Origin of the sequence: Streptomyces endophyticus, assembly GCF_035798155.1 — a bacterium.
Lineage (GTDB): Bacteria > Actinomycetota > Actinomycetes > Streptomycetales > Streptomycetaceae > Streptomyces > Streptomyces endophyticus.
The window spans coordinates 22139-48018 of sequence record NZ_JAOZYC010000107.1; the positions used below are offsets into that span (position 1 = coordinate 22139).

The 25880-nt window shown below is 70.8% G+C and carries 26 protein-coding genes; 12 read left to right on the plus strand and 14 right to left on the minus strand.

Annotation, left to right across the window (positions count from 1 at the left end):
• Nucleotides 1-47: 47 nt before the first annotated feature.
• Both fabI and fabG read right to left on the minus strand, forming a co-directional pair.
• Nucleotides 48-824, minus strand: coding sequence for an enoyl-ACP reductase FabI (fabI, locus tag OKJ99_RS15665; RefSeq protein ID WP_326016824.1), 777 nt, complete (start codon nt 822-824; stop codon nt 48-50).
• A 3-nt stretch (nt 825-827) separates the two neighbouring features.
• Entirely contained in the window at nt 828-1547 is a 720-nt protein-coding gene (fabG, locus tag OKJ99_RS15670) for a 3-oxoacyl-[acyl-carrier-protein] reductase (protein ID WP_266721122.1), read from the minus strand.
• 174 nt (nt 1548-1721) lie between these two features.
• Between fabG and OKJ99_RS15675 the strand changes: the two genes are divergently transcribed.
• From OKJ99_RS15675 to tyrS, 3 genes are read left to right on the plus strand one after another with little or no spacing between them, the layout of a single operon-like run.
• Entirely contained in the window at nt 1722-3245 is a 1524-nt protein-coding gene (locus tag OKJ99_RS15675; protein WP_326016825.1) for a TldD/PmbA family protein, read from the plus strand.
• The gene (locus OKJ99_RS15680; protein WP_326016826.1) at nt 3242-4636 is read left to right on the plus strand and encodes a metallopeptidase TldD-related protein; all 1395 of its coding nucleotides are present in this window, start codon (nt 3242-3244) and stop codon (nt 4634-4636) included. The genes OKJ99_RS15675 and OKJ99_RS15680 overlap by 4 nt, the downstream gene beginning before the upstream one ends.
• A gap of 52 nt (nt 4637-4688) precedes the next feature.
• The gene (gene tyrS, locus OKJ99_RS15685) at nt 4689-5963 is read left to right on the plus strand and encodes a tyrosine--tRNA ligase (protein ID WP_326016827.1); all 1275 of its coding nucleotides are present in this window, start codon (nt 4689-4691) and stop codon (nt 5961-5963) included.
• An 85-nt stretch (nt 5964-6048) separates the two neighbouring features.
• Here the strand turns inward: tyrS and OKJ99_RS15690 are convergent, their stop codons facing one another.
• Nucleotides 6049-6324 (minus strand): GlsB/YeaQ/YmgE family stress response membrane protein, encoded by a 276-nt coding sequence (locus OKJ99_RS15690; RefSeq protein WP_326016828.1) that lies wholly within the window; start codon nt 6322-6324, stop codon nt 6049-6051.
• Nucleotides 6325-6548: 224 nt separating this feature from the next.
• On the opposite strand from OKJ99_RS15690, the gene OKJ99_RS15695 reads away from it, so the two are divergent.
• Complete coding sequence (locus OKJ99_RS15695; RefSeq protein ID WP_326016829.1) at nt 6549-6899, plus strand: DUF3099 domain-containing protein; 351 nt, start codon at nt 6549-6551, stop codon at nt 6897-6899.
• Nucleotides 6900-7104: 205 nt separating this feature from the next.
• Nucleotides 7105-7368 carry a hypothetical protein gene (locus OKJ99_RS15700; protein WP_326016830.1) on the plus strand — a complete coding sequence of 88 codons (264 nt, stop codon included), beginning with the start codon at nt 7105-7107 and terminating at the stop codon, nt 7366-7368.
• A 4-nt stretch (nt 7369-7372) separates the two neighbouring features.
• Here OKJ99_RS15700 and moaA read toward each other — a convergent pair whose 3' ends face one another.
• From moaA to OKJ99_RS15715, 3 genes are all read right to left on the minus strand, one after another.
• Nucleotides 7373-8362: a GTP 3',8-cyclase MoaA gene (gene moaA, locus OKJ99_RS15705; RefSeq protein ID WP_326016831.1), complete on the minus strand. Its 990-nt coding sequence runs from the start codon at nt 8360-8362 to the stop codon at nt 7373-7375.
• A gap of 151 nt (nt 8363-8513) precedes the next feature.
• A complete protein-coding gene (locus OKJ99_RS15710) occupies nt 8514-10133 on the minus strand; it encodes a solute symporter family protein (RefSeq protein WP_326016832.1) in 1620 nt (539 codons plus the stop codon).
• A gap of 8 nt (nt 10134-10141) precedes the next feature.
• On the minus strand, nt 10142-10510 hold the full coding sequence (locus OKJ99_RS15715; RefSeq protein ID WP_326016833.1) for a DUF485 domain-containing protein: 369 nt from the start codon (nt 10508-10510) through the stop codon (nt 10142-10144).
• Between the two features lie 282 nt (nt 10511-10792).
• Between OKJ99_RS15715 and OKJ99_RS15720 the strand changes: the two genes are divergently transcribed.
• From OKJ99_RS15720 to OKJ99_RS15730, 3 genes are all read left to right on the plus strand, one after another.
• Nucleotides 10793-12349, plus strand: coding sequence for a S8 family serine peptidase (locus OKJ99_RS15720; RefSeq protein WP_326016834.1), 1557 nt, complete (start codon nt 10793-10795; stop codon nt 12347-12349).
• Between the two features lie 110 nt (nt 12350-12459).
• On the plus strand, nt 12460-13872 hold the full coding sequence (locus tag OKJ99_RS15725; protein WP_326016835.1) for a CoA transferase: 1413 nt from the start codon (nt 12460-12462) through the stop codon (nt 13870-13872).
• A gap of 145 nt (nt 13873-14017) precedes the next feature.
• Nucleotides 14018-15037: a CopD family protein gene (locus OKJ99_RS15730; RefSeq protein WP_407700705.1), complete on the plus strand. Its 1020-nt coding sequence runs from the start codon at nt 14018-14020 to the stop codon at nt 15035-15037.
• Nucleotides 15038-15085: 48 nt separating this feature from the next.
• Here the strand turns inward: OKJ99_RS15730 and OKJ99_RS15735 are convergent, their stop codons facing one another.
• The 8 genes from OKJ99_RS15735 to OKJ99_RS15770 form a co-directional block, all read right to left on the minus strand.
• On the minus strand, nt 15086-16129 hold the full coding sequence (locus OKJ99_RS15735) for a zinc-dependent alcohol dehydrogenase family protein (RefSeq protein ID WP_326016836.1): 1044 nt from the start codon (nt 16127-16129) through the stop codon (nt 15086-15088).
• A gap of 39 nt (nt 16130-16168) precedes the next feature.
• Nucleotides 16169-16828 (minus strand): lysoplasmalogenase, encoded by a 660-nt coding sequence (locus OKJ99_RS15740; protein ID WP_326016909.1) that lies wholly within the window; start codon nt 16826-16828, stop codon nt 16169-16171.
• Between the two features lie 14 nt (nt 16829-16842).
• Nucleotides 16843-17727 (minus strand): sterol desaturase family protein, encoded by an 885-nt coding sequence (locus OKJ99_RS15745; protein ID WP_326016837.1) that lies wholly within the window; start codon nt 17725-17727, stop codon nt 16843-16845.
• Nucleotides 17728-17799: 72 nt separating this feature from the next.
• A complete protein-coding gene (locus tag OKJ99_RS15750) occupies nt 17800-18522 on the minus strand; it encodes a VIT1/CCC1 transporter family protein (RefSeq protein WP_326016838.1) in 723 nt (240 codons plus the stop codon).
• A gap of 24 nt (nt 18523-18546) precedes the next feature.
• Complete coding sequence (locus OKJ99_RS15755; RefSeq protein ID WP_326016839.1) at nt 18547-19806, minus strand: amidohydrolase family protein; 1260 nt, start codon at nt 19804-19806, stop codon at nt 18547-18549.
• Complete coding sequence (locus tag OKJ99_RS15760) at nt 19803-21086, minus strand: amidohydrolase family protein (protein ID WP_326016840.1); 1284 nt, start codon at nt 21084-21086, stop codon at nt 19803-19805. The genes OKJ99_RS15755 and OKJ99_RS15760 overlap by 4 nt, the downstream gene beginning before the upstream one ends.
• A 25-nt stretch (nt 21087-21111) precedes the next feature.
• On the minus strand, nt 21112-21996 hold the full coding sequence (locus OKJ99_RS15765; RefSeq protein ID WP_326016841.1) for an SDR family NAD(P)-dependent oxidoreductase: 885 nt from the start codon (nt 21994-21996) through the stop codon (nt 21112-21114).
• A 1-nt stretch (nt 21997) separates the two neighbouring features.
• Nucleotides 21998-22795: an acetoacetate decarboxylase family protein gene (locus OKJ99_RS15770; RefSeq protein ID WP_326016842.1), complete on the minus strand. Its 798-nt coding sequence runs from the start codon at nt 22793-22795 to the stop codon at nt 21998-22000.
• A 153-nt stretch (nt 22796-22948) separates the two neighbouring features.
• Between OKJ99_RS15770 and OKJ99_RS15775 the strand changes: the two genes are divergently transcribed.
• From OKJ99_RS15775 to OKJ99_RS15790, 4 genes are all read left to right on the plus strand, one after another.
• The gene (locus tag OKJ99_RS15775) at nt 22949-23575 is read left to right on the plus strand and encodes a TetR/AcrR family transcriptional regulator (protein ID WP_326016843.1); all 627 of its coding nucleotides are present in this window, start codon (nt 22949-22951) and stop codon (nt 23573-23575) included.
• A 79-nt stretch (nt 23576-23654) separates the two neighbouring features.
• On the plus strand, nt 23655-24638 hold the full coding sequence (locus OKJ99_RS15780; protein ID WP_326016844.1) for a DEDDh family exonuclease: 984 nt from the start codon (nt 23655-23657) through the stop codon (nt 24636-24638).
• A gap of 89 nt (nt 24639-24727) precedes the next feature.
• Nucleotides 24728-24961 (plus strand): hypothetical protein, encoded by a 234-nt coding sequence (locus OKJ99_RS15785; protein ID WP_266721084.1) that lies wholly within the window; start codon nt 24728-24730, stop codon nt 24959-24961.
• Nucleotides 24962-25038: 77 nt separating this feature from the next.
• Nucleotides 25039-25833, plus strand: a complete 795-nt coding sequence (locus OKJ99_RS15790; RefSeq protein ID WP_326016845.1) for an SURF1 family cytochrome oxidase biogenesis protein — start codon at nt 25039-25041, stop codon at nt 25831-25833.
• The last annotated feature ends 47 nt before the right edge of the window (nt 25834-25880 follow it).

The following is a 25880-nucleotide window of genomic DNA, read 5'->3' on the forward strand; positions in this document are numbered from 1 at the left end:
GGCCGAACGAGTGAGCTCAGCCTGATCTAAACGGCAGGCCCCAGGTGTCAGGCGCCGATCGCGTGCAGACCGCCGTCGACGTGCACGATCTCGCCCGTCGTCTTCGGGAACCAGTCCGAGAGCAGCGCGACGATGCCCTTGCCCGCCGGCTCCGGGTCCTCGAGCTTCCACTCCAGCGGGGAGCGGTCGTCCCACACGGACGCCAGCTCGCTGAAGCCGGGGATCGACTTCGCGGCCATGGAACCGAGCGGACCGGCCGAGACCAGGTTGCAGCGGATGTTCTGCTTGCCGAGGTCGCGCGCCATGTAGCGGCTGGTGGCCTCCAGGGCGGCCTTGGCCGGGCCCATCCAGTCGTACTGCGGCCAGGCGAACTTCGCGTCGAAGGTGAGGCCGACGACGGAGCCGCCCTCGGTCATCAGCGGCAGCAGCGCCATCGTCAGCGACTTCAGCGAGAAGGCGGAGACGTGCATGGCCGTGGAGACGGACTCGAACGGCGTGTTCAGGAAGTTGCCGCCGAGCGCGTCCTGCGGCGCGAAGCCGATGGAGTGCACGACGCCGTCGAGCCGGTCGCCGAGCTGCTCACGGACCTGGCCCTCAAGGCGCGCGAGGTGCTCGTCGTTCGAGACGTCGAGCTCCAGGACCTTGACCTTGTCGGGCTGCGGCAGCTTCTTGGCGATGCGCTCGGTGAGCGTGGGACGCGGCCAGGCGGTGAGGATGATCTCCGCACCCTGCTCCTGGGCCAGCTTCGCGGCGTGAAAGGCGATGGAGGACTCCATCAGCACACCGGTGATGAGGATCTTCTTGCCCTCGAGGATTCCAGCCATGGTTCAGTGACCCATTCCCAGTCCGCCGTCAACCGGGATGACGGCTCCAGTGATGTACGCGGCGTCGTCGGAGGTCAGGAACTTCACCACTCCGGCGATCTCCTCGACCTGCGCGTACCGGCCGAGCGGCACCTGCGACACGATGCCCTTGCGCTGCTCGTCGGTGAGCGCCTGGGTCATGTCGGTGTCCACGAAACCGGGGGCGACGACGTTGAACGTGATGTTGCGCGATCCGAGCTCACGGGCGAGCGAGCGCGCGAAACCGACCAGGCCCGCCTTCGAGGCGGCGTAGTTCGCCTGCCCCGCCGAGCCGAGCAGGCCGACGACGGAGGAGATCAGCACGACGCGGCCCTTCTTGGCGCGCAGCATGCCGCGGTTGGCGCGCTTCACGACGCGGAAGGTGCCGGTGAGGTTGGTGTCGAGGACGGACGTGAAGTCCTCCTCGGACATGCGCATGAGGAGCTGGTCCTTGGTGACGCCCGCGTTGGCGACGAGGACCTCGACGTTGCCGTGCTTCTCCTCGATCTCCTTATAGGCGGCGTCCACCTGCTGGGAGTCCGTGATGTCACAGCGGACGCCGAGGGCGCCGGCGTCGACGAGCTCCTTGGGGGGCTCTCCGGAGCGATAGGTGAAGGCCACCTTGTCGCCCTGCTCCAGGTAGGCGCGGGCGATGGCGAGGCCGATGCCCCGGTTTCCCCCGGTGACGAGAACCGAGCGGCTCAACGGATCACCCTTTCGTTCGGCGGTCAGGTACGTCCTGAACCTATCCGGCTGCGGCACCGGGTGCCGAATCCGGGGGCGACAGGGCGAGGGGGTGCTGTCTGTGGGGTTCCCACAGACAGCACGTGTCGTGGTTCACTCACTCGCACCGTGCCATGACAGAAGGGGAAGCCGCCCATGGCCCACGAGATCGATCAGTCGTTCCTCGCACTGCCCCTGAGGGCACTCGCCGACGCCGCCCTCGCGCGCGCACGCGCGTTGGGGGCGGAGCACGCGGACTTCCGTCTGGAGCGGGTTCGGGGTGCGTCGGTGCGGCTGCGGGACGCCAGGCCTTCGGGGGCGTCCGACAGCACCGACCTGGGATATGCCGTGCGCGTCGTACATGGTGGTACCTGGGGGTTCGCCTCCGGTGTCGACTTGACGATGGACGCGGCGGCGCGCGTCGCCTCGCAGGCCGTGGCGATGGCGAAGCTGAGCGCGCAGGTGATCAAGGCGGCAGGGTCGGACGAGCGCGTCGAGCTGGCGGACGAGCCGGTCCACTCGGACAGGACCTGGGTCTCCTCGTACGAGATCGATCCCTTCACCGTGCCGGAGCAGGAGCGGGCCGGGCTGCTCGCCGACTGGAGCGCGCGGCTGCTCTCGGCGGACGGGGTGTCCCACGTGGACGCCTCGCTGTACTGCGTCCACGAGAACAAGTTCTACGCGGACACGGCGGGGACCGTCACGACCCAGCAGCGCGTGCGGCTGCACCCGGAGCTGACCGCGGTCGCCGTGGACGACTCCAGCGGCGAGTTCGACTCCATGCGCACGATCGCGCCGCCGGTGGGGCGCGGCTGGGAGTACCTCACCGGGACCGGCTGGGACTGGGACCGGGAGCTCGCCGAGATCCCCGAGCTGCTCGCCGAGAAGATGCGCGCGCCGAGCGTCAAGGCGGGCGCGTACGACCTGGTCGTGGACCCGTCCAACCTCTGGCTGACCATCCACGAGTCGATCGGGCACGCCACCGAGCTGGACCGCGCGCTCGGTTACGAGGCGGCGTACGCGGGCACCTCCTTCGCCACCTTCGACCAGCTCGGGAAGCTCAAGTACGGCTCCGAGATCATGAACGTGACCGGTGACAGGACGGCCGAGCACGGGCTCGCCACCATCGGGTACGACGACGAGGGCGTGGCCGGGCAGTCCTGGGACCTGGTGAAGGACGGCACCCTCGCCGGCTATCAACTCGACCGGCGCATCGCCAAGTTGACCGGCTTCGAGCGCTCCAACGGCTGCGCGTACGCGGACTCCCCCGAGCACGTCCCCGTCCAGCGGATGGCGAACGTGTCGCTGCAGCCGGATCCGGGCGGGCTCGCGACGGAGGACCTGATCGCGGGCGTCGACCGGGGGCTGTACCTCGTGGGCGACCGGTCGTGGTCCATCGACATGCAGCGCTACAACTTCCAGTTCACGGCGCAGCGCGCGTACGCGATCCGGGGCGGGCGGCTCGCCGGGCAGGTGCGGGACTTCGCGTACCAGGCGACGACGACCGACTTCTGGGGCTCCATGGCGGCGGTCGGCGGCCCGCAGACGTATGTCCTCGGCGGCGCCTTCAACTGCGGAAAGGCCCAGCCGGGGCAGGTCGCGTCCGTCTCGCACGGCTGCCCCTCGGCCCTCTTCAAGGGCGTCAACATTCTGAACACGACGCAGGAGGCCGGTCGATGAGCCCGCGTGCCAGCAAGCCGTACGAGATCGTCGAGCGGGCCCTCGAACTGTCGCGGGCCGACAGCTGTGTGGTCATCGCCGACGAGACGTCCACCGCCAATCTGCGCTGGGCGGGCAACGCGCTCACCACGAACGGTGTCACGCGCGGGCGCACCCTGACCGTCATCGCGACGGTCGACGGCAAGGAGGGCACGGCGACCGGCGTCGTCTCCCGGTCGGCCGTGACCGCGGGCGACCTGGAGCCGCTGGTGCGCGCCGCCGAGGAGGCCGCCGCCAAGGCGGGTCCCGCCGAGGACGCGCAGCCGCTGATCGGCGACGTGGCGCACTCCCCCGACTTCACGGACGCGCCCGCCGAGACCTCGTCCGCCGTCTTCGCCGACTTCGCGCCGGCGCTCGGCGAGGCGTTCGCGCGGGCCAGGGCGGGCGGCCGCGAGCTGTACGGGTTCGCCAACCACGAGCTGACCAGCAGCTACCTCGGTACGTCGGCGGGGCTGCGGCTGCGCCACGACCAGCCCAACGGGACCCTTGAGCTGAACGCCAAGTCGCACGGGCGCACCCGGTCCGCGTGGGCGGGGAGGTCGACGCGGGACTTCAAGGACGTCGACCCGGGGGCGATGGACGCCGAGCTCGCCACCCGGCTCGGCTGGGCCCAGCGGCGTATCGACCTGCCCGCCGGACGCTACGAGACGCTGCTGCCGCCGACCGCCGTGGCGGACCTGCTGATCTACCAGATGTGGTCGTCGGGGGCGCGGGACGCGACCGAGGGCCGCACCGTGTTCTCCAAGCCGGGCGGCGGGACGCGGGTGGGCGAGCGGCTCAGCGAGCTGCCGCTGACCTTGCGCAGCGATCCGCACGAGCCGGGGCTCGAATCCGCTCCGTTCGTCCTCGCGCACGCCTCCAGCGACGCCTCGTCGGTGTTCGACAACGGGCTTCCGGTCGGCGCCACGGACTGGATCCGTGCCGGGGAGCTGAGGCGCCTCACGACGACCCGGCACAGCGCGGCGCTCACCGGGCACCCCGTCGCCCCCGCGATCGACAACCTGATCCTCGACGGCGGCGGCGAGAAGCCCCTGGACGAGATGGTCGCGGGCACCGGGCGCGGGCTGCTGCTCACCTGCCTCTGGTACATCCGCGAGGTCGACCCGGCGACGCTGCTGCTCACCGGGCTCACCCGGGACGGCGTGTACCTCGTGGAGAACGGCGAGGTCGTGGGCGAGGTGAACAACTTCCGGTTCAACGAGTCGCCGGTCGGCCTGCTCGGCCGGGCCACGGAGGCCGGGCGGACGGAAAAGACGCTGCCCAGGGAGTGGGGCGACTGGTTCACTAAGGCGGCGATGCCCGCGCTGCGGGTGCCGGACTTCAATATGAGCTCGGTCAGCCAGGGCGTCTGACGCCCATAGACTGGCAGGGTTCCAGCAGACCCGTTCAAGGAGAACCAGAACCGTGACCGACATCGTCGACGAGCTGAAGTGGCGTGGCCTGTGGGCCCAGTCCACTGACGAGGACGCACTGCGCAAGGCGCTCGCGGACGGTCCGGTCACGTTCTATTGCGGCTTCGACCCGACCGCGGCCTCCCTGCACGTCGGACACCTGGTGCAGGTCCTCACCATGCGCCGGCTCCAGCAGGCGGGCCTGCGCCCGCTCGCCCTGGTCGGCGGCGCCACGGGCCAGATCGGCGACCCGCGCCCGACGGCGGAGCGCACGCTGAACGATCCGGAGACGATCGCTCTCTGGGTCTCCCGGCTGCGCTCGCAGATCGAGCCGTTCCTCGACTTCGAGGGCGAGAACGCGGCGACGATGGTGAACAACCTGGACTGGACCGCCGGGATGTCCGCGATCGAGTTCCTGCGTGACATCGGCAAGCACTTCCGGGTCAACAAGATGCTGACCAAGGACTCCGTGGCCCGCCGCCTGGAGTCCCAAGAGGGCATCAGCTACACGGAGTTCAGCTACCAGCTGCTGCAGGGCATGGACTTCCTGGAGCTGTACCGCCGCTACGGCTGCACGCTCCAGCAGGGCGGCTCCGACCAGTGGGGCAACCTCACGGCCGGGCTCGACCTGATCCACCGCCTGGAGCCGGACGCGGTGGCGCACTGCGTGGCGACGCCGCTGATGGTGAAGGCCGACGGCACCAAGTTCGGCAAGACCGAGGGCGGCGCCGTCTGGCTCGACCCGGAGATGACGACGCCGTACGCGTTCTACCAGTTCTGGCTGAACGTGGACGACCGCGACATCTCGACGTACATGCGGATCCTGTCCTTCAAGTCCCGTGCGGAGCTGGAGGAGTTGGAGCAGCTGACGGAGGAGCGGCCGCAGGCCCGTGCCGCGCAGCGTGCCCTTGCCGAGGAGCTGACGACGCTGGTGCACGGCGCCGATCAGACGGCCGCCGTGATCTCCGCGTCGAAGGCGCTGTTCGGTCAGGGCGACGGGAACCTGGCGGACCTGGACGAGGCGACGCTCGCCGCGGCGCTCTCCGAGCTGCCGAAGGCCGAGGTCGCCGAGCTCGGCCCGGTCGTCGACCTGTTCGCCGAGGTCGGCCTCGTCGCCAGCAAGTCGGCCGCGCGCCGCACCGTGAAGGAGGGCGGCGCGTACGTGAACAACGTCAAGGTCGCCGCCGAGGACTTCGTGCCGGGGGCGGACGAGCTGCTGCACGGGCGGTGGCTGGTGCTGCGGCGCGGCAAGAAGAACCTTGCGGCCGTGGAGGTCAAGGGCGCGTAGGGCCCCTGCCCCGTACCCGGAAGGCCCGGCCCGCCACTCAGGCGGCGCCCGGGCCTTCAGCCGTTTCCGGGCCCTGCTCGCGTTGCTACGCCTTGCTCTTGTTCCCGCGCAGCGCCACCCACACCCGGTCGCCCACGCCGACCACCACCACCGCACCGATCAGCTGCAGCACATGGCGGATCCAGTCGATGCCCCGGGTGTCGTTGACACCCATGCCCGTGGCCGCCCAGTTGCCCAGGACGCTGCCGATGATGCCGAAGACCACCGTCAGCCACAGCGGGATCTGCTGTTTGCCGGGCAGGATCGCCTTTGCGATCAGGCCGAGCACCAAGCCCACGATGATCGCCCACAACCAGCTCATGTCGTCGCCTCCTCGCGCGGTGCGGGACGCCGAGCGGCTGCCCGCGCGATCAGTTTCACCGCGTACGCCATACGGCGCATGTCGGACAGCTCCGTACGTGGTATGGCGCAGTCCGCTTTCCCAGGTCGGGCCCGCCCCGGTCTCGTAGCCGACGCATCCCCGGCGTACCGTGGACGCAGTCCGGTCCGGGGAGTGTCCGGCGAGTTGGCGGGTGGTGGAGTGTGATGCGGAAGCGCAAGGACAGCGGCGGGGCAGAGGTCTTCCGGATCACGGGCGCCCGGCAGGGGCTCGCCGACGATGTCCGCGGCCGGCAGCGCCGGTACATCATCTCGATGTCCGTCCGCACCGTTTCCGTGATCCTCACCGCAGTGCTGTGGAACGTGGAGCGGCACGTCGCCATCGTGACGCTGGTGCTCGGCGTACTCCTCCCCTACGTCGCCGTGGTCTTCGCCAACGCGGGCCGGGAGAACGCCCCCTCGCTTCCGTCGACCTTCGTGCCCGCGCCCTCGCGCCCCATGATCTCGCCGGTGCCGGCCGCCGATCCCACGGAATCCGCCCCCGAGGACCGGGCCTGAGCGAGGTCCGATCCCGGCGCACAACCGGTCGACAAAGCTCAAGAAAAGCTCAGATCAATCATGTAGTTCCGGTGCCGGGCGGCGGGTGCCCCGTGACATACTGCGTGAGCGCTCCGCATCCCCCGTCGGAGCGACGGACCGACGCCGGGCAGCTCCCCCCGTGGCTGCTCGGCGTCGCCATTTCCGAGGCGTTTAAGGTTGACGCGTGAACCTCGCGAACCTCTCCGGACCGTCGCCCGAAACTCCCCAGTGCTCGGCCAAGGGCTGTCGCTCCGACGCGGTGTGGGTGCTCGCGTGGAACAACCCGAAGCTGCACACTCCGGAGCGCCGCAAGACGTGGCTGGCGTGCGACGAGCACCGCGAGCACCTGGCCAAGTTCCTCGGCGTACGCGGGTTCCTGAAGGACGTCGTGGCGCTGGCGGAGTGGGACGCCTCCGGGGCCGGGTCCGGAGCCGGGACCGAAGGCTGAGGCCTCAGCCGCCGATCGCCGACATCGGGCGGTCCGGCTGCAGGAACGACGGGTCGTCGAGACCCGAGCCCGCCTTCTTGCCCCACATGGCGCGCTTCCATATGGCGGCCAGTTCCTCGTCCGGCATGTCGGAGCGCAGGGCCGCCCGCAGGTCCGTCTCCTCCGTGGCGAACAGGCAGGTGCGGACCTGGCCGTCCGCCGTGAGCCGCGTGCGGTCGCAGGCCGAGCAGAACGGGCGGGTCACCGAGGCGATGACGCCGACGCGGTGCGGTCCCCCGTCGACCACCCAGCGCTCGGCCGGGGCGGAACCCCGCTCCTCGGACCCCTCCTCGGTGAGCTCGAAGCGCGTACGCAGCGAGGCCAGGATGTCGCCCGCGGTGATCATGCCCTCGCGCTTCCAGCCGTGCTGGGCGTCGAGCGGCATCTGCTCGATGAAGCGCAGCTCGTAGTCGTGCGCGACCGCCCAGGCGAGGAGGTCCGGGGCCTCGTCCTCGTTCAGCCCCGGCATCAGGACCGAGTTGACCTTCACCGGGGTCAGGCCCGCGTCGCGCGCCGCTTCGAGGCCCTCGATGACGTCCTTGTGCCGGTTGCGGCGGGTCAGGGTCTTGAAGACATCGGGGCGGAGCGTGTCCAGCGAGACGTTGACCCGGTCGAGGCCCGCCTCCTTGAGCGCCTGCGCCGTGCGCTTCAGCCCGATCCCGTTCGTCGTCAGGGACATCTTCGGGCGCTGCTCCAGGGCCGCGACCTGCTCGACGATGCCGACCAGACCGGGGCGGAGCAGGGGCTCGCCGCCGGTGAAGCGGACGTCGGTGATGCCGAGGTCGGTGACCGCGATGCGGACGAGACGGACGATCTCGTCGTCGGTCAGCAGATCCGGCTTGGCCAGCCACTGCAGGCCCTCCTCGGGCATGCAGTACGTACACCGCAGATTGCACCGGTCGGTCAGCGAGACCCGCAGGTCGGTTGCCACTCGGCCGTATGTGTCGATGAGCACGTGGGCCCCCTCCCTCGGCGTGTTCTTACCTACTGATCCCGAGCCTACGTGACGGGTATGACAGCGGCAGGCCTGCGAACCAACGAGTGTGCCGTGCCCCGCCTCGTAGGGATCTACGACGCGGGGCACGGCACACAGGAGACAGAGCTGGTCAGTGGGCTCCGGTGCCCGTCAGGGAGCGGACCTCGAGCTCGGCGTACTTGCCCTTGTCGGCCTTCTCCTTGGCGACGTAGGTGCCGATGATGCCCAGCAGGAAGCCGACCGGGATCGAGATGATGCCGGGGTTCTCCAGCGGGAACCAGTGGAAGTCGACGCCCTTGAACATGGAGGTCTTCGGGTTGCCCGAGACGACGGGCGAGAAGAGGACCAGGAAGACCGCCGTGAACAGGCCGCCGTAGATCGACCACAGCGCGCCGTTGGTGTTGAACCGCTTCCAGAAGAGCGAGTACAGGATCGTCGGCAGGTTCGCGGAGGCCGCGACCGCGAAGGCCAGGGCGACCAGGCCCGCCACGTTCAGGTCGCGGGCGAGGGCGCCGAGCGCGATCGAGACGATGCCGATGAAGACGGTGGCCCAGCGGGCCGCCTTCATCTCCTGCTTCTCGGAGGCCTGTCCCTTCTTGATGACGTTCGCGTAGATGTCGTGCGCGAACGAGGAGGACGAGGCGAGGGTGAGGCCCGCGACGACCGCGAGGATCGTGGCGAAGGCGACCGCCGAGATCGAGGCGAGCAGGATCGCGCCCCAACTGGAGTCGACGCCGCCCAGATGGAGCGCCAGCAGGGGTGCCGCCGTGTTGCCCGCCGGGTTGGAGGCGATGATCTCGTCCGGCTTGATCAGCGCGGCGGCGCCGAAGCCGAGCGCGATCGTCATCAGGTAGAAGGCGCCGATGATGCCGATGGCCCAGTTGACCGACTTACGGGCGGCCTTGGCGGTCGGCACCGTGTAGAAGCGGATCAGGATGTGCGGCAGACCCGCCGTGCCGAGCACGAGCGCGATGCCGAGCGAGATGAAGTCGATCTTCGACGTGGCCGTGAGGCCGTACTTCAGGCCCGGCTCCAGGAACGCGGAGCCCTTGCCGCTGTTCTCGGCCGCCGTGCCCAGCAGGTCCGAGATGTTGAAGTCGAACTTCAGCAGGACCAGGAAGGTCAGCAGGATGGTGCCGGCGATCAGCAGGACGGCCTTGACCATCTGCACCCAGGTGGTGCCCTTCATGCCGCCGATGGTGACGTACACGATCATCAGGACGCCGACGAGCGCGACGATGCCGACCTTGCCCGCGTCCGTGGTGATGCCGAGCAGCAGCGAGACGAGGACGCCCGCGCCCGCCATCTGCGCCAGGAGGTAGAAGATCGAGACGACGATCGTCGAGGTGCCGGCCGCCGTGCGCACCGGGCGCTGGCGCATCCGGTAGGCGAGCACGTCACCCATCGTGTAGCGCCCGGAGTTGCGCAGCGGTTCGGCGACCAGGAGCAGCGCGACGAGCCAGGCGACCAGGAAGCCGATCGAGTAGAGGAAGCCGTCGTAGCCGAAGAGGGCGATGGCGCCCGCGATGCCGAGGAACGACGCGGCGGACATGTAGTCGCCGGATACCGCGAGGCCGTTCTGGAAGCCGGTGAACTGGCGGCCGCCCGCGTAGAAGTCCGCGGCGTCCTTGGTCTGTCGGCCCGCCCAGACGGTGATGACGAGGGTCGCGAGGACGAACACCGCGAACAGGCTGATGATCAGCGGCCGGTGCTCGCTGGCCTCGCCCGCGGCCAGGGGGAACTGTGACATGACGGGGCTCACGCGCCGCCCTCCAGACGGGTCTTGATGGCCTCGGCCTTGGGGTCGAGCTTGGCGGCGGCGTGCCGCGAGTACCACCAGGCGATGAGGAACGTGGTCAGGAACTGGGCGAGCCCGAGGATGAGGGCGACATTGATGTTGCCGAAGACCTTGGTGCCCATGAAGTCGCCCGCGTAGCTCGACAGCAGCACGTACACGAGGTACCAGGCGATGAAGGCGAAGGTCAGCGGGAAGGCGAACGAGCGGTGCGCCTGGCGCAGTTCACCGAACTCCGCGCCCTCCTGCACCTCGATGAACTTCTCGGTGGAGGGCAGTGCGGGCCCGTCGTGCGGGCTGCCCTGCTGCGGTGGTGGTGCGTCGGTGGCCACGGACTCTCCTCGCGGTGGGGGTGCTGTCTCTCAAACCTCATCGTGATCTGGATCACGCGGGCCGGGTCGCGATGGTAGAGCTCCCCGACCTCCTGCACAACGGCACGGGAGCACGGTCGGCGCGGTTCAACTCACCTGGTTTCTTTCGGAACTTCTTTCGGAACTCGTTGATGACCTGCGGCGACCAGAGATACGTTCACACCGCACCACGCGTCATGTACCTGCCCGATACCCACTCGTGTACCGGGCATTTCCATAAACGACGGATGATGTGGAGACCCCATGGCTCATCTGCCTTCCAGACGCCTGCCCGCCAGACGCCTGTCGTCCCGGCGCCGCCTGGCCCTGGCCCTGCCGGTCGGTATCGCACTGACGGCCTCCTTCGGCTTCCTGCCGTCCGCGGCAGCGACCCCCGTCGCCGACTCGCCCTCGGTGACGGCCAGTTCGGAATCCTCACTCGCTTACGTGGTGAACACGCGCGGCTCCGATGCCCGCACGATCTCCTCGGTGAGCAAGGCGATATCCGCGGCGGACGGCTCCATCGTCGCGACGTACGCGAAGATCGGCGTCTTCGTCGTGCAGTCCGCGAACCCCGACTTCGGCAAGCAGATACGCGCGGCGAAGGGGGTGGCCACGGCGGGCGCGACCCGCACCGCGCCACTCAGCCTGGCCGGCACCACCGAAGAGGGCGCCGTCCAGAAGCTGTCGAAGGCGGACGCCAAGTCCGTTGCCGCGCAGGCGAGTTCCGCCCAGGAGCCGCTCGAGGCCGACCAGTGGGACCTGCGGGCGATGGGCGCCGACAAGGCCGCGAAGATCAACCCGGGCAGCAAGAAGGTCACCGTCGGCGTCATCGACACCGGCGTGGACGACACCCACCCCGACCTCGCCCCGAACTTCTCCGCGTCGCAGTCCGCGAACTGTGTCGGCGGCAAGGCGGACACCTCGCCGGGTGCCTGGCGGCCCGCGAACCCGGATCACTACCACGGCACGCACGTCGCCGGTGAGATCGCCGCCGCGCGCAACGGGATCGGCGTCGCCGGTGTCGCGCCGGGCGTGAAGGTCGCGGGCATCAAGGTGGCCGACCCGGTCAGCGAGCTGTTCTACCCGGAGAGCGTGGTCTGCGCCTTCGTGTTCGCCGCCGACCACGGGATCGAGGTGACCAACAACAGCTACTACGTGGACCCGTGGCTCTACAACTGCATGGACGACCCCGACCAGCGGGCCATCGTCGACGCGGTCAACCGGGCCCAGCTGTACGCCCAGAAGAAGGGCACCCTGAACCTGGCGTCGGCGGGCAACTCCAACCACGACCTCGACTCCGACGCGATCGTGGACGACTCGAGCCCCGACGACTCGACGCCGGTGAACCGCACGATCGACCCGCACACCTGCTTCGACATCCCGACGCAGCTGCCGGGTGTCGTCACGGTGAGCGCGACGGGCGTGACCAAGGCCAAGTCGTACTACTCGACGTACGGCAACGGTGTCATCGACATCGCGGCGCCGGGCGGCGACAAGTACAAGAAGCCGGCCGACACCCCGTCGAAGGACGGTCGCATCCTGTCCACGCTGCCGGGCAACCAGTACGGCTGGCTGCAGGGCACGTCGATGGCCTCGCCGCACGCCGCGGGCGTCGCCGCGCTCCTCAAGTCGACGCACCCGAAGGCCACTCCGGCACAGCTGCAGTCCCTGATGAAAGCGCAGGCCGACAAGGAGCCGTGCCCGACCGCGTACGACGGGGACGGCGACGGCACGGTCGACGCGGTCTGCGAGGGCCCCGAGCGACGCAACGGCTTCTACGGATACGGGATCGTCGACGCGCTGAAGGCCGTCAAGTGACCCACGCCGTACGAAACATGTGAGGCGGACAGGGGCCGGGTGGCGCACGCCACCCGGCCCCTGCGTGTGCCGCCCGTGTGCCGGGCCAAGTGCTGCGCGATAGTGCGGACATGACACATGCGCCCCATGCACCGGTCGACACCCGGGCCGCGTGGGCGGCGCTCGGCGGCGACCCCGCCCTGCTCGCCCGCGTTTCGTACCGCACGCGCGCGGGTGCGCTGCCCGCCCGCCTCCCCGTCGTCGACCTGGCCAGGTCCTGCGTCGGCTGCTGCTCCCTCGCCGCCGCCGAACTGGCCGCCACGCGCGCGAGGCACTCCCTCGGCGCCATACGGGTGCGCGTCGACGACGGCGCGGTGGCCACCGCGTTCACCAGCGAGCGGCATCTGCTGATCGAGGGGCGCGCGCCGGTCAACTTCGCTCCGCTGTCGCGCTTCTGGCATGCGCGGGACGGCTGGCTGCGCACCCACGCCAACTATCCGCACCACCGGGCGCGGCTGTGCGCGGCCCTCGGGGTCGGCGCGGACGCGACCGTGGACGAGGTGGCGGCGCTGCTCGCGGAGCGCTCCGCGTTCGAGGTCGAGGAGACGGTCCACGCGGCCGGTGGCCTGGCCGTCGCGCTGCGCACGCCCGAGGAGTGGGCGGCGCATCCGCAGGGCGCACAGGTGGCGGCCCAGCCGCTCCTGACGCTCGACCGGGTCGACGCGGCGCCGCCCCGGACGCTGTCGCGCGGGGTGCTCTCGCCCGCGGCCGGGATCCGGGTCCTCGATCTCACCCGCGTCATCGCGGGCCCTGTCGCCACGCGCACCCTCGCGCTGCTCGGCGCGGACGTGCTGCGGGTGGACGCGCCGCAGCTGCCCGAGTCGCCGGACGCGCACGCCGACACGGGTTTCGGGAAACGCTCGACCCGGCTCGACCTGACGGACGCGGCGGACCGGCGCACGTTCGACGAACTGCTCGCGGGCGCGGACGTGGTGATCACGGGGTACCGGCCGGGCGCGCTCGACCGGTTCGGGCTCGCTCCCGAGGCGCTCGCCGAACGGCGGCCGGGGCTCGTGGTGGCGGCGCTGTCGGCCTGGGGCGGGTACGGGCCGTGGAGCGGGCGGCGCGGCTTCGACAGCCTCGTCCAGGTGGCGTCGGGCATCGCGGCGACCGAGGGCTCCCCCGAGCGCCCCGGGACGCTGCCCGCGCAGGCGCTCGACCACGGTACGGGCTATCTGCTCGCGGCGGCGGTGCTGCGCGCGCTCACCGAACAGACGGCGCGGGGCGGTACGCGGGTGGTACGGCTCGCGCTCGCGCAGACGGCGGCCTGGCTCGTGCAAGGGGCGCGCCCGAGAGGGTACGGCGAGCGCGCGCAGCCGTACGAGGCGGACGATCCGGCCGCCTGGCTGACCGAGGCGGACAGCCCGATCGGGCGCCTGCGGCACGCCCTGCCACCTCTGTCGTTCGACGGCGGACCGGCGAACTGGTCCCGCCCTCCGGGGGGTTGGGGCACGGACGAGGCCGGGTGGCTGCCGGCGGGGTGAACCGCGGGACCGCGAAATCGCGTCCTACGTAGTCGTGAACCAACGCAGCACAGCACCGGACCCGGCCGCACATGGTCCGGATTCGCATGCCCCACTTGTTGGTCTGCGCTTGCCGGGATCCGTGCCGCCTGGTGAAGATCCAGTGGTGAGTTCCATACCGCCGCCCACAGAGGCTCCCGTTTCCGTCGGGGCCGAAGTCTCCCTGCGCAGACCCGGCGCGGGGCGCGCCGTCGCCGTGCTCGTACTCGTGGCCGTGGCCGCGCTGATCCCGCTGCTGGGGCCGCGCGCCGCGCTCGACGGCACCGGTGAGGCCTCGGCGCCCGGCGTCGGCGTGATCGCGCTCCTGCGCACGGTCCTGTTCGCGGCGTTGTGCGTCCAGATGGGCGAGGTGTTCGCCGGGTTCCTCGCGCGCAGGGTGGACCCGTCGAGGGAGGCGCCCCGCACCTGGTCGGCGTACGCGCCGTGGGCCGGGTTCGCGGCCGCGCTCGGGCTCGCCTCCGTGGTGGCCTCCGGGAACCTGATCCCGCACAGCGTTGCCGCCCTGGACATCGGTGGCCTGGGCGGGACACGTGACGGCACGCTCGCACTCGTGGAGGTCAACGGCTTTCTGCTCGCGGGCCTGTGCGCCCGCTGGCGGCGTCCTACGACGGCGCTGCTCCCGCTGGCCGCCGTGGCCGTGGCGGAGGCGCTGCGGGCGCACCCGGCGGCCGAGGACGGCGCACTGCTCGGTTCGGGTCTCACCCTGGTCCATCTGACCTGCGCCGCCCTGTGGGTGGGCGGGCTGCTGTACGTGCTGCGCACGCGGCACGCCTGGCGCACGAGCGCGCCCGAGGCGGGCACGGCGCTTCTCGGCCTCTACGCGCGCGTGGCCGCGGTGCTGCTCGCGGTCATCACCGCGACGGGCGTGTGCAGCACCCTGCGCCGGATGCCCCCGAGCACGGTCCTCGATCAGCTGACGACGACGGCCTACGGGCGCGTGCTGCTCGCGAAGGTGCTGCTCGTCGCCGTCGTCGCGGGCCTCGCTCTGGTGGCGCGGCTGCGCCTGCGCCGCGCCCCGGACCGTGACGACGCCTACGTACCCGCGCGTGCGGAGGTCGTGATCCTGGCGGTCGTGGTGGCGGTGTCGGCGACGCTGACGGCGCTGCCGGTACCGATCCGCTGGTGAGCGCGCGCCTCCGTAGAGGCTGCTCCGTAGAGGCGACTAAGAGGAACCCTAGTTGGTGACCATCACCTTGAGGGCGACGCGCTCGTCCATCGCCTTGTAGCCACCGGGCACGCCCTCGATGTCGACCGTCATGTCGAAGACGGGCGACGGGTCGATGGTCCCGTCCAGGACATCGGGCAGCAGTTCGGGGATGTAGGTGCGGACGGGGGCGACGCCGCCGCGCAGCGCGATGTTGTGGTCGAACATGACGCGCAGGTCGACTCCGCTGCCGCTGCCGTGCGGGACGCCGACGAAGCCGATGGCGCCGCCGTCGCGGGTGATGTTCACGGCGGTGTTCATGGACTGCTCGGTGCCGACCGCCTCGATCACGGCGTGCGCGCCCTGGCCGCCGGTGAGTTCGCGGACCGCCGCGACCGCCGCCTCGCCGCGCTCCGCGACGACGTCCGTGGCACCGAAGCTCCGTGCGATGTCCGTACGCACCTGATGGCGGCCGAGCGCGATGATCCGCTCGGCGCCGAGCCGGTGGGCCGCGAGGACTCCGCACAGGCCCACGGCGCCGTCCCCGACGACGGCGACGGTGGCGCCCTTGCGCACACCCGCGCCGAGCGCCGCGTGGTGGCCGGTGCCCAGCACGTCGGACAGCGTCAGGAGGGCGGACAGCAGGCGCTCGTCCGAGGCGGCGTCGGCGGGCAGCGCGACGAGCGTGCCGTCGGCGTACGGGACGCGCACGGCCTCGCCCTGGCCTCCGTCGTGGCCGACCGCGCCCCAGAAACCGCCGTGCTCGCACGACGTGGTCAGGCCCTCGCGGCAGTAGTCGCACACCCCGTCCGACCACATGAAGGGCGCGACGACCAGGTCTCCGCGCTTGAAGACGGACACCTCGGAGCCGGTCTCCTCGACGATGCCGAGGAACTCGTGCCCGATGCGCTGCCCGGCCTGCCGCGCGGCCTCGCCCCGGTAGGCCCAGAGGTCGCTGCCGCAGATGCAGGCGCGCAGGACACGCACCACGGCGTCCGTGGGCCGCACGACGGCGGCGTCGGGAACGTCCTCCACGCGCATGTCGTACGGGGCATGGATGGTGGTGGCGCGCATGGGGGTGTTCCTTCGTGCGGGACCTGCCGTCGACGCAGGTCAGTGAGCGGTGCGCCGGGTCGCGGCGCGCCTTTCACGGTACGCCTGCGACGGCACGGCCCGCTCCCCGAGCACCCCGCGCGCGAGCAGGTACTGCGCCGCTACGTAAGTGCCCATGACCCAGAAGTCGGGGCGCGGCAGGGCGGGCCAGTCGGCGACACCCATGGCGATGAGCGAGTCCGAGAGAAGGAACAGCGCGCCGCCGATGCCCGCCGCCGTCCCGAGCCGTGAGGACGCGAACGCCATGCAGGTCAGCAGCACGCTGTACGCGGCGACGGGCCCGCGCATGTCCGCCGGCAGATCCGGCCACAGGGAGGCCACCGTCACGACGAGCGCGACGCCGTACGCGGCCCCGAGCAGCGCACTACGCGCGCGTGCCGTCCCGTGCCGCTTGAAGAGCACCAAGTAGCAGACGTGCCCGACGGCGAAGGCGCCCATCCCGGCGAGGAACACGGTGTCCTGGTCGAACAGCAGCAGCACGTCGCCGCACCACCCCAGCAGCAGGGCGGCGCACAGCAGCCGGGGGCCGCGGCACGCGATCACGTAGGCCGCGAGCAGCGGCATGAGCAGGGGCTTGAGGACGATGTGCGCGCCTTCCGCGCCCACGAGCAGCGCGACGAGGTCGGCGGCGCACACCCCGAGGAACGCGGCGCGCCACATCGGTGCGGCAGGCCTCACGCGGCGCCCTCGGTGACCTTCTCCGGGGCGTTCGGCACGCCGACGGGCTCCGGCTGCCACCCCGGCCCCCGGAAGACCCTCCCGGCCCGCTCGCGCCAACTGGCGGCCGCCCGCAGGTCCTTGGCGATGGCCGCGTACTCGTGGGTGGCGACGCGCAGCGGGTTGTAGGTGCTGATGTTCTTGGTGAGCCCGAACTCGGGACGCTCGACCTCCGCCACCCACGAGCCGAAGAGGCGGTCCCAGAGGATGAGGATCCCGCCGAAGTTCCGGTCCAGGTAGCCGCCTTGGGAGGCGTGGTGGACGCGGTGGTGGGAGGGCGTGTTGAAGACGAACTCGAAGGGCCGCCACATCTTGTCGATGCGCTCGGTGTGGATCCAGAACTGGTACACGAGGTTGACCGACGAGCAGAACGCGAGCGCCGCCGGGTGCACGCCGAGCGCGATGAGCGGCAGGTAGAACGGCCACACGGTCAGGCTCGTCCAGGGCTGTCGCAGCGCCGTGGTCAGGTTGAACCTGCGGCTGGAGTGGTGCACCACGTGGCACGCCCACAGGATGCGGATCACGTGGTGCCCGCGGTGCGACCAGTAGTAGAAGAAGTCCTGGCCGAGCAGCATCAGCGGGATCGTCCACCACAGGACGGGCACGCGCAGCGGCGTCAGTTCGTAGACCGCCGTGTAGATCGCGACGATCGGGAGCTTCCACAGGAGGTCGAAGACCAGGCTTCCGAGCCCCATGGTGACGCTGGTCGCCGCGTCCTTGGTCTCGTAGCCGGCGGCCTCGTCGTCGGGGTGGATCCGGACGCTGATGATCTCCACGATCGTGAGCAGCACGAAGGCGGGGATCGACCACAGCACGGCATCGGGCAGGTTCGGGGACGGCATGCGTGCACCGTAAGGTCCCTGACCTGCCTCCGGCTATAGCTGGTTACTGACAAGTATTACCCGCGGTACGGGTCAGACTCCGGCGGCACCCAACAAAGATCCCGCCGCGTACGTGACGGCCATCGCGAGCGCTCCCCCGCCCACGTTGCGCCACACCGCGGGCCGCACCGCCGCGCTGCCCATCCGGGCGCTTACGTAACCGGTGAAGGCGAGCGCGACGAGGACGGAGCAGACCGTGACGGGCAGCCGCCACGCGGAGGGCGGCAGGACGATGGCGAGCAGTGGCAGCAGCGCGCCCACCGTGAAGGCGAGAAAGCTGGCCCAGGCGGCGTGCCACGGGTTGGTGAGGTCGTCGGGGTCGATGCCGAGTTCCACGCGCGCGTGGGCGCGCAGCGCGTCCCGTTCGGTGAGCTGCTCGGCGGCCTCGCGGGCCACCTCCCGGCTGAGCCCGCGCTCCTCCAACAGGTCGGTGAGCTCCTCCAGTTCAGCGTCCGGCTGCTCGGTCAGCTCGCGCTTCTCCATGGCGATGGCGGCCTTCTCGGAGTCGCGCTGCGTGGACACGGAGACGTACTCGCCCGCGGCCATGGACATCGATCCGGCGAGCAGCCCGGCGAGCCCGGCCGTGAGCAACGTGGAGCGGTCGTCGGTGGCTCCCGCGACGCCGACGACGAGTCCCGCGGTGGAGACCACGCCGTCGTTGGCGCCGAGCACGGCGGCGCGCAGCCAGTTGAGCCGCGAGCCGAGCGCGCCGCCGTGGGACTCGTCATGGGTGGGTCGCGCTCCGGGTTCCGTCACGCGGCGAGCATGCCACCCGGCGCGTCACCACACGCGTACCGACGCCCCTGGCGCGAACACCGGGCTCGTCGCGTCCGCGGGCGGCTCCTTGAGCGGCTCGTCGATCTCCGCGACCGTGGGGCCCACGCGGGCCGCGATGGGGTCGAGGAGGCCGAGGTCGAACCCGTAGACGCGGGCCGCGTTGCCGCCGACCATCGCGACGATCTCGTCCTTCGGGAGCCCCGCGTAGGCGATGCGCAGGCCTTCGCGCGTGTACGGGTACGTGCCCTCGTCGTGCGGGTAGTCGCTGCCCCACATGATCTTGTCGAGGCCGATCCGGTCCCGCAGGGGCACTTCGTGGGGCCGCATGAAACTCGCGCCTACGTAGCAGTTTTCGCGCCACACAGTAGAGGGGCCCTTGCCCATCGAATCGGCGAGCCCGGCACCGAACTTGGCCTCAGCGGTCTTCGCCGTCGTACCTGTCGCCTTCGTCGCCGCCCTGACCAGGCGCGCGTGGTAGTAGTCCAGCATGTCCAGGACGCCAGGTATCCAGCCCGAGCCCTGCTCCGTGAGGACGAGCCTCAGATCGGGATGCTTGCGGAAGGCGCCACCGAAGACGAGGTGCCACAGGGCGCGGTGCGAGAACCACGTCGTCTCGACCATGAAGACCGCGCGTGCGGCCGGTTCCTCGCCGAGCGGCGGGGACGCCGAACCCGCGTGGTGGTTGACCGGGACGCCGAGCTCGGCGCAGGTCCGCCAGATCGGGTCGTACGTCGACGAGTACAGCTCCGGAAGGCCGGAACCCGGCGGCGTGCCGGGCAGCAACAGGCCGCCCTTCAGGCCCGCTTCGGCCGCCCAGCGGATCTCCTTGACGGCCTCGTCGACGTCGTTGAGGAGGATCTGGAAGACGCCCGCCCTGCGGCCCGGGGCGGCGGCGCAGAAGTCCGCCAGCCACCGGTTGTGGGCGCGCAGGCCCGCCCAGCGCTGCTCGAACTCCTCGCGGGTGGGAGCGGGCGCCATGAGCGAGGCGGACGGGAAGAACGGCGGGATGGTGTTGGGGAAGACGACCTCGGCGACGATGCCGTCCTGCTCCAGCTCCGCGAGGCGCCGCTCGGAGTTCCAGTTCCGGTCGGCGGTGTCGGCGAGCAGGTCCTCGTAGGGGTTCACGTACGAGGCCGCCCACGCGTCGAAGGCGTCGTGGTACCCGGCCGCCAAGTACGGCTTGTAGTCGAGGAGATCGGCGCCCGCGTGGCAGTCCGCCGAGATGACGGTGTACCTGTCCGCGGCAGGGTTCGCAGGGCTCATGGGGTCACCCCGATGTGCGGGAAGTCGTGCTCGGTCAGCCAGTGCCTGCCCACCTCGCGCGAGCGCGCCCAGGACGCCTCCACGGCGCTCTGGTCGGCGTCCTGGCCGAGGTCGGCCGGGGTCGGGCCGATGCGGGCCGCGAGCGGCGCCAGCCTGGCGGTGTCGAAGCCGAACACCTCGGCGGCGGACAGGCCGAGCATCCGCCGGGTCTCGGAGACCGGGATGTCGTGGAAGGTCTTCCTCAGCCACGTGCCCGTGTCGGGCCAGGTCCCTTCGGGGTGCGGGAAGTCGCTGCCCCACAGGATGTTGTCGACGCCGATCTCGTAGCGCTGGGCGAGTTCGCGGCGCTTGGTGTTGGTGGCGCAGACGAAGATCTGCCGGTCCAGGTACTCCGCCGGTGAGCGCTTCAGCTCGGCGAACGGGGACAGCTTCTTGCCGCCGTGCGCGCCCAGGTAGAGGCGGTCCATGAACCACAGCAGGTTCGGCAGCCACCAGCAGCCCGACTCGGCGACACCGAACTTCAGCCCCGGATGCCGCTCGAAGGCCCCCGACCAGAGAAGGAACCACAGGGGCCGGGCCGGCCACCACGTCACTTCACTTACGTAGATGCCCAGATGGTCGCCGTACTCGTGCCGCGGCGCCGCCCCCGAGTGCGTCACGACGGGCATCTCGCACTCGGCCGCGGCCGCCCACACGGGGTCGTAGCGCCGCGCGTGGTACGGGTCCTGGTCGACCCACATGGAGGGGATCATCAGGGCGCCGAGCCCCGACTCCTTGGCACGGTGGATCTCGGCGACCACCTTGTCCGGGTCCGCGGTGACGGGCAACAGGGCGACGCCGCAGTGCCGTTCGGGGTTCTGGGAGACGAACTCGGCGAGCCACCGGTTGTGGGCCTGCGCGCCCGCCATGCCCAGTTCGGGGTCCTGGTCGCCGGAGAGCCCGAGCCCGACGCCGAAGGGCGCCGCTGTCTGGCTGTCCACGGCGTCCGCGTCGGGGAAGACGACCTCGGCGGCCACCCCGTCGCCGTCGAGCTCCTTGAGGCGCTGTGCGCTGTCCCAGCCGCCGCGCAGGCCCTCTTCGTTGTCCTCGAACCACTTGGCGGCGAACGCGTCGTTGCGGATGCCGAGCCGGGTCGCCTCCTCGCGGCGCTTGTCCCGCTCACCGAGGAACGCGTCGAAGTCGCGGTGGAAACGACTGTCCAGGTAGGGCCGGTACTCCTCGGTGGGCAGCCCGGCGTGGCAGTCGGAGGAGATGATCAGGTACGGGTCTTGGTCGGTCATTCGGTCGTCACACGTCCCTCCGTGCTCAGTCGAGAATGAAGCTCTCCAGGTACGCCGGGTTCGCCCGGTCCAGCATCGACCGCGACCGCGCCCGGATCTGCCGGTCGCTGTGCTCGCTCTCGGGGAGCAGCCAGAACCGGTCCGCCGCGATGCCCTCGGCGACGAAGTCGGCGACCTCCTCCACGGGCGTGAACGCGATCTCGTTCCCGGCCTCCTTCATGGCGGTCTCCCACTGGTCGAGGCTGCGGTACGGCGTCTTGCGCGGCCGTTCCTTCGCGAACCGGTCGGGCCGGTTGCGGTGCGACTCCCACAGGCCGGTGCGCAGCATGTGGGGGCCGGGGAACAGCACGGACGCGCCCACGCGCGCGTGCTCCGCCTTCAGATGCGCGTACAGCGACTCGGTCATGGTCACGACGGCGGCCTTCGTCACCGCGTACACGGACGCCGTCGGCAGCGGCGCGATGCCGCCGTCCCCGGAGGACGTATTGACGATGTGACCGGGCTCGCCGCCCTCGATCATGCGCGGCACGAAGGCCTGGATGCCGTGGAAGACACCCCACACGTTGACGTTGAACGCCCACTTCCAGTCGTTCGGTTCGTGCTGCCACATGCGGCCCTCGGCGCCCGAACCGACACCCGCGTTGTTGCACAGCACGTGGCAGGCGCCGAACGTCGCGTACGTGTCCTCGGCCAGGTCCATGACCTGCTCGCGCTCGCCGACGTCGACCACGCGTGCGTGCACGCTCGCGCCGGTGCGCCGCAGCTCCTCGGCCGCGCTCTCCAGCGCGCCCTTCTCGACGTCGGCGAGGACCACCTTCAGGCCGTCCGCCGCGAACCGCCGCGCCATGGCGAACCCGATCCCGCTCGCCGCGCCCGTGACGACGGCGACCTGTCCTGCGCGGAGCTCCATGTCAGGCGCTCCCCTCGGGCGGGCCGTCGTGGATCTGCTGCGGGTCGTCGTAGCGCTGATGGATGTACGGGAGCAGGGCCTGCGCGCTGACCCGCTCGACGACCTTGCCCTTCTGGTCGGTGGTCTTCTCACCGATGGTGATGTCCACCAGGGACCGCACCGGAAGGTCGGCGACCGGGTCGAACATGGACTCCCGCAGGACGACGTTCCCGGTGATCCGCTCCAGCTTCCTGACCTTCTCGTTGCGCAGGCAGTGCACCAGGACCGGATCCGCGTCGAAGCCCGAACCGTCCACCCCTGGAAGGAACTTGAAGTAGAAGTCCGTCTTCTGCGAGGGCTCCGGGAGCGGCAGTTCGCCGCTGACGGCGCCGCGCACCTCCACGAACGCGATGCCGTGCCGCGCGAGCGCCGCCGTCACGACGAGTCCGTCGCGCTCCACCGTGACCTCGCCGAGCTTCTTCGGTTCACCGAAGACCTCGCGTCCACCGATCAGCGCCCGCTCGTGCGTCATCGGCATGACGAGCGGATACCAGCCCTCCACTCCCCCGTGCTCGGCGGCGACGGCCACCGAGCCCGCGCCCAGCGGGTAGCCCGGCAGGTCGACCTTGCTGATGTTGGCCCGCACCAGGGGCCGTCCTGTGGGCTTCAGCGGCGGCGGCAGCACCGCGGCCACCGCGTCCGGATCGGATTCCCACACGGCCACCACACCGGTGGACCAGATGTCGGGAAGCTTGCTGCTCGCCGAGCGCGAAGCGGCGATCTCCGCCTCACTCCGCGCTCCGTACCGTACGCGTGCCATGTCGTACCACCCTTCGTACGAGACGTGCTGGGGGTCGTTCGGTCGTTCGCGAGGCGCCTGTAACACAGTTACACCGGAGGCGATGAAGGGTAAAGACACATGCACCGGCCGGTCGATGTCGGCCGGAACCGCGGGAGACGGGGAGGGCGAGGCATGACGGCACGCGCACCGCTCACCCGCGAAGAGGTCGTCGCCGTCGCCGCCGATCTCGTCAAGCAGCACGGACCGCAGGCGCTCACCATGCGCAAGCTCGCGGCCGAACTGGGCACGGCCGTCACGTCGATCTACTGGCACGTCGGCAACCGCGAGTCCCTGCTCGACGCCCTCGTGGAGAGGACGGTCGCCGATCTCGGCGGCTTCCGGCCCCGCGGGGCCACGCCACAGGACCGCGTCCTCTCCGTCGCCCGCACGCTGCGCCGCCGGCTGCGCGCCCACCCGCATCTGATCGCGATGGTCCATGAACGCGGCCTCACCGAGCGGATGTTCCTGCCCGCACAGCAGGCCCTCGTGCACGAGGTGCACGCCGCGGGGCTGCGCGGGACGCGCGCGGCCGAGGCCGTGCGCGCGGTCCTCTTCCAGGTCGTCGGCCACGTCCTCGTCGAGCGGAACCGGGAGCGGGCCCCGGCCCAGCACCCGCGCGAAGAGGAACTCTGGGGCGCGGGCACGGCGGAGGAGGACCGGGTACTGGCCCGCGCGCTCGCCGCACCCGCCGACCCCGAGCGGATCTTCACAACTTCCGTACGCGCCCTGGTGAAGTCGCTCCTGGACCCGCCCACTTGAGCCGCGGCGTGATCCGCGACACGGCTTGCGGGGAAGGCGGCGACCGGAGTGTCAGTCCCGGCCCGTATCCTCTGGGACCATGCTCGAAGACCATCCGACCGCAGCGTCCGCAGCCTCCTGGCCGGCCGCGTATCCGAAGGGATACGCGGTCGTCGACGTGGAGACCACCGGCCTGTCCCGGGACGACCGGATCATCTCCGCCGCCGTCTACCGCCTGGACACGCGGGGCGATGTCGAGGACCACTGGTACACGCTGGTCAACCCGCAGCGCGACCCCGGCCCCGTGTGGATCCACGGCCTGACGACAGACGTGCTCACGGCCGCCCCGCTGTTCTCGGACATCGCCGAGGAGTTCGCCGCGCGCCTCGACGACCGCGTCCTGGTCGCGCACAATGCGGTATTCGACTGGTCGATGATCGCCCGCGAGTACGCGCGCGCACAGCGCACCGTCCCGGTCCGCCAGCGCCTGTGCACCATCGCCCTCTCCAAGGAGCTGGGCCTGCCGCTGCCCAACCACAAGCTGGAGTCCCTCGCGGCGCACTTCGGCGTCGTACAGGAGCACGCGCACAACGCGCTCGACGACGCGCGCGTGCTCGCGGAGGCGTTCCGCCCGAGCCTGCGCACGGCCGCTGCGGAGAACGTGCGGCTGCCGCTGCTCGAATGCCGCCCGCTCACCGAGTGGTCGGAGGGCTCGGTGCCGCGTCAGCCCGGATCCTCCTCCCGGGGAGGCGGCGGGGGCACCTGGCGCGCCTCGCGCAAGCGCCCCGCCTGCCCGTACCCGAACCCGGGCCGCTACGAGCCGGGCAAGCAGCTCAAGCAGGGCATGCGGGTGGCGTTCTCCGGGGACACGTCGGTCGAACGCGAGCTCCTGGAGGACCGGGCCGTCGACGCGGGCCTCCATGTCGCGACGAGCCTGTCCCGGCTCACCAGCCTCCTGGTGACCAATGACCCGGACTCGTACACCTCGAAGGTCGTCAAGGCGAAGCAGTTCGGGACGCCGGTCATGGACGAGGCGGCGTTCGGACAGCTGTTGCAGGACGTCACACCGGCGGACGGCGCGTAGGCCACCGGCCCTGGCAGACGGGTGAACGCGGGGCGACTCGCCCCGCGCCCGCTCGCCCGGCGCCGCTCCGGACACCCACCCTGTGGCGCATGGCACGTTGTGAAGTCTGCGGAAACGACTACGGCATGTCCTTCGAGGTCCATGCCCAGGGAGCGGTCCACGTCTTCGACTGCTTCAGCTGCGCCATCCACCGCATGGCGCCGATCTGCGAGCACTGCCGGTGCCGCATCATCGGGCAGGGCGTCGAGGTCGACGGGCACTGGTTCTGCGGGGCGCACTGCTCCCGCGCGGAGGGGAAGGTGGGCATCGTCGACAACGTCTGAACCCTTCGGCACACGCCCGCCACAATCGGGCGCACCCCACTGAAAGCACCCCATGCCCGCCGCTGTACGGTCATGGGGTGTACCGCTTCCTGTTGACCCGGCAGTGGGTGATCCTCACCCTGGTCGCCCTCGTCCTCATCCCCACGATGATCCGGCTGGGCATCTGGCAGATGGACCGCTACCACGAGCGCGACGCCAGGAACCAGCTGGTCACGAACGCGCTCAACGCGAAGCCCGTGCCCGTGGAGGACCTGGCGTCCCCCGGACACGTCGTCAACAGCCAGGAGCGGTACCGCTCGGTGACCGCGAAGGGCCGCTTCGACACCGACGACGAGCTCGTGGTGCGCCGCCGGGTCAACTCGAACGAAGAGGTCGGCTATCACATCCTGACCCCGTTCGTCCTGAAGGACGGCAAGGTCCTGCTGATCAACCGCGGCTGGATCCCGGCGAACGGAGCGCAGACCTCCTTCCCGAAGGTCCCCGCCCCGCCGCGCGGCGAGACCACCGTCACCGGCCGTCTGATGCCCAACGAGACGACCGAGGCCAGCGGCATCAAGGACCTCAAGGACCTGCCCGACCGGCAGGTCATGCTGATCAACAGCAAGCAGGAGGCCGAGCGCCTCGGCAGGACGGTGCTCGGCGGCTACGTCGCCCAGACCGCGCCCGACCCGAAGGGCGGAACCCCCGAACTGGTCGGAGCCCCCGGCAAGGAGGACTCCGCTCTGAACTACGCGTACGCGATCCAGTGGTGGCTGTTCGCCGCCGCGGTGCCCGTGGGCTGGGTGGTGCTGGTGCGGCGCGAGCTGCGGGAGCGGCGACGCAAGGAAGAGACGTCCACGGCCGAGGCCGAGACGCCGGCCGCCGTCGGCTGACCGAGCGCCTCACGGGGCCCACTCGAAATTTCATGCAACCCCGGGCC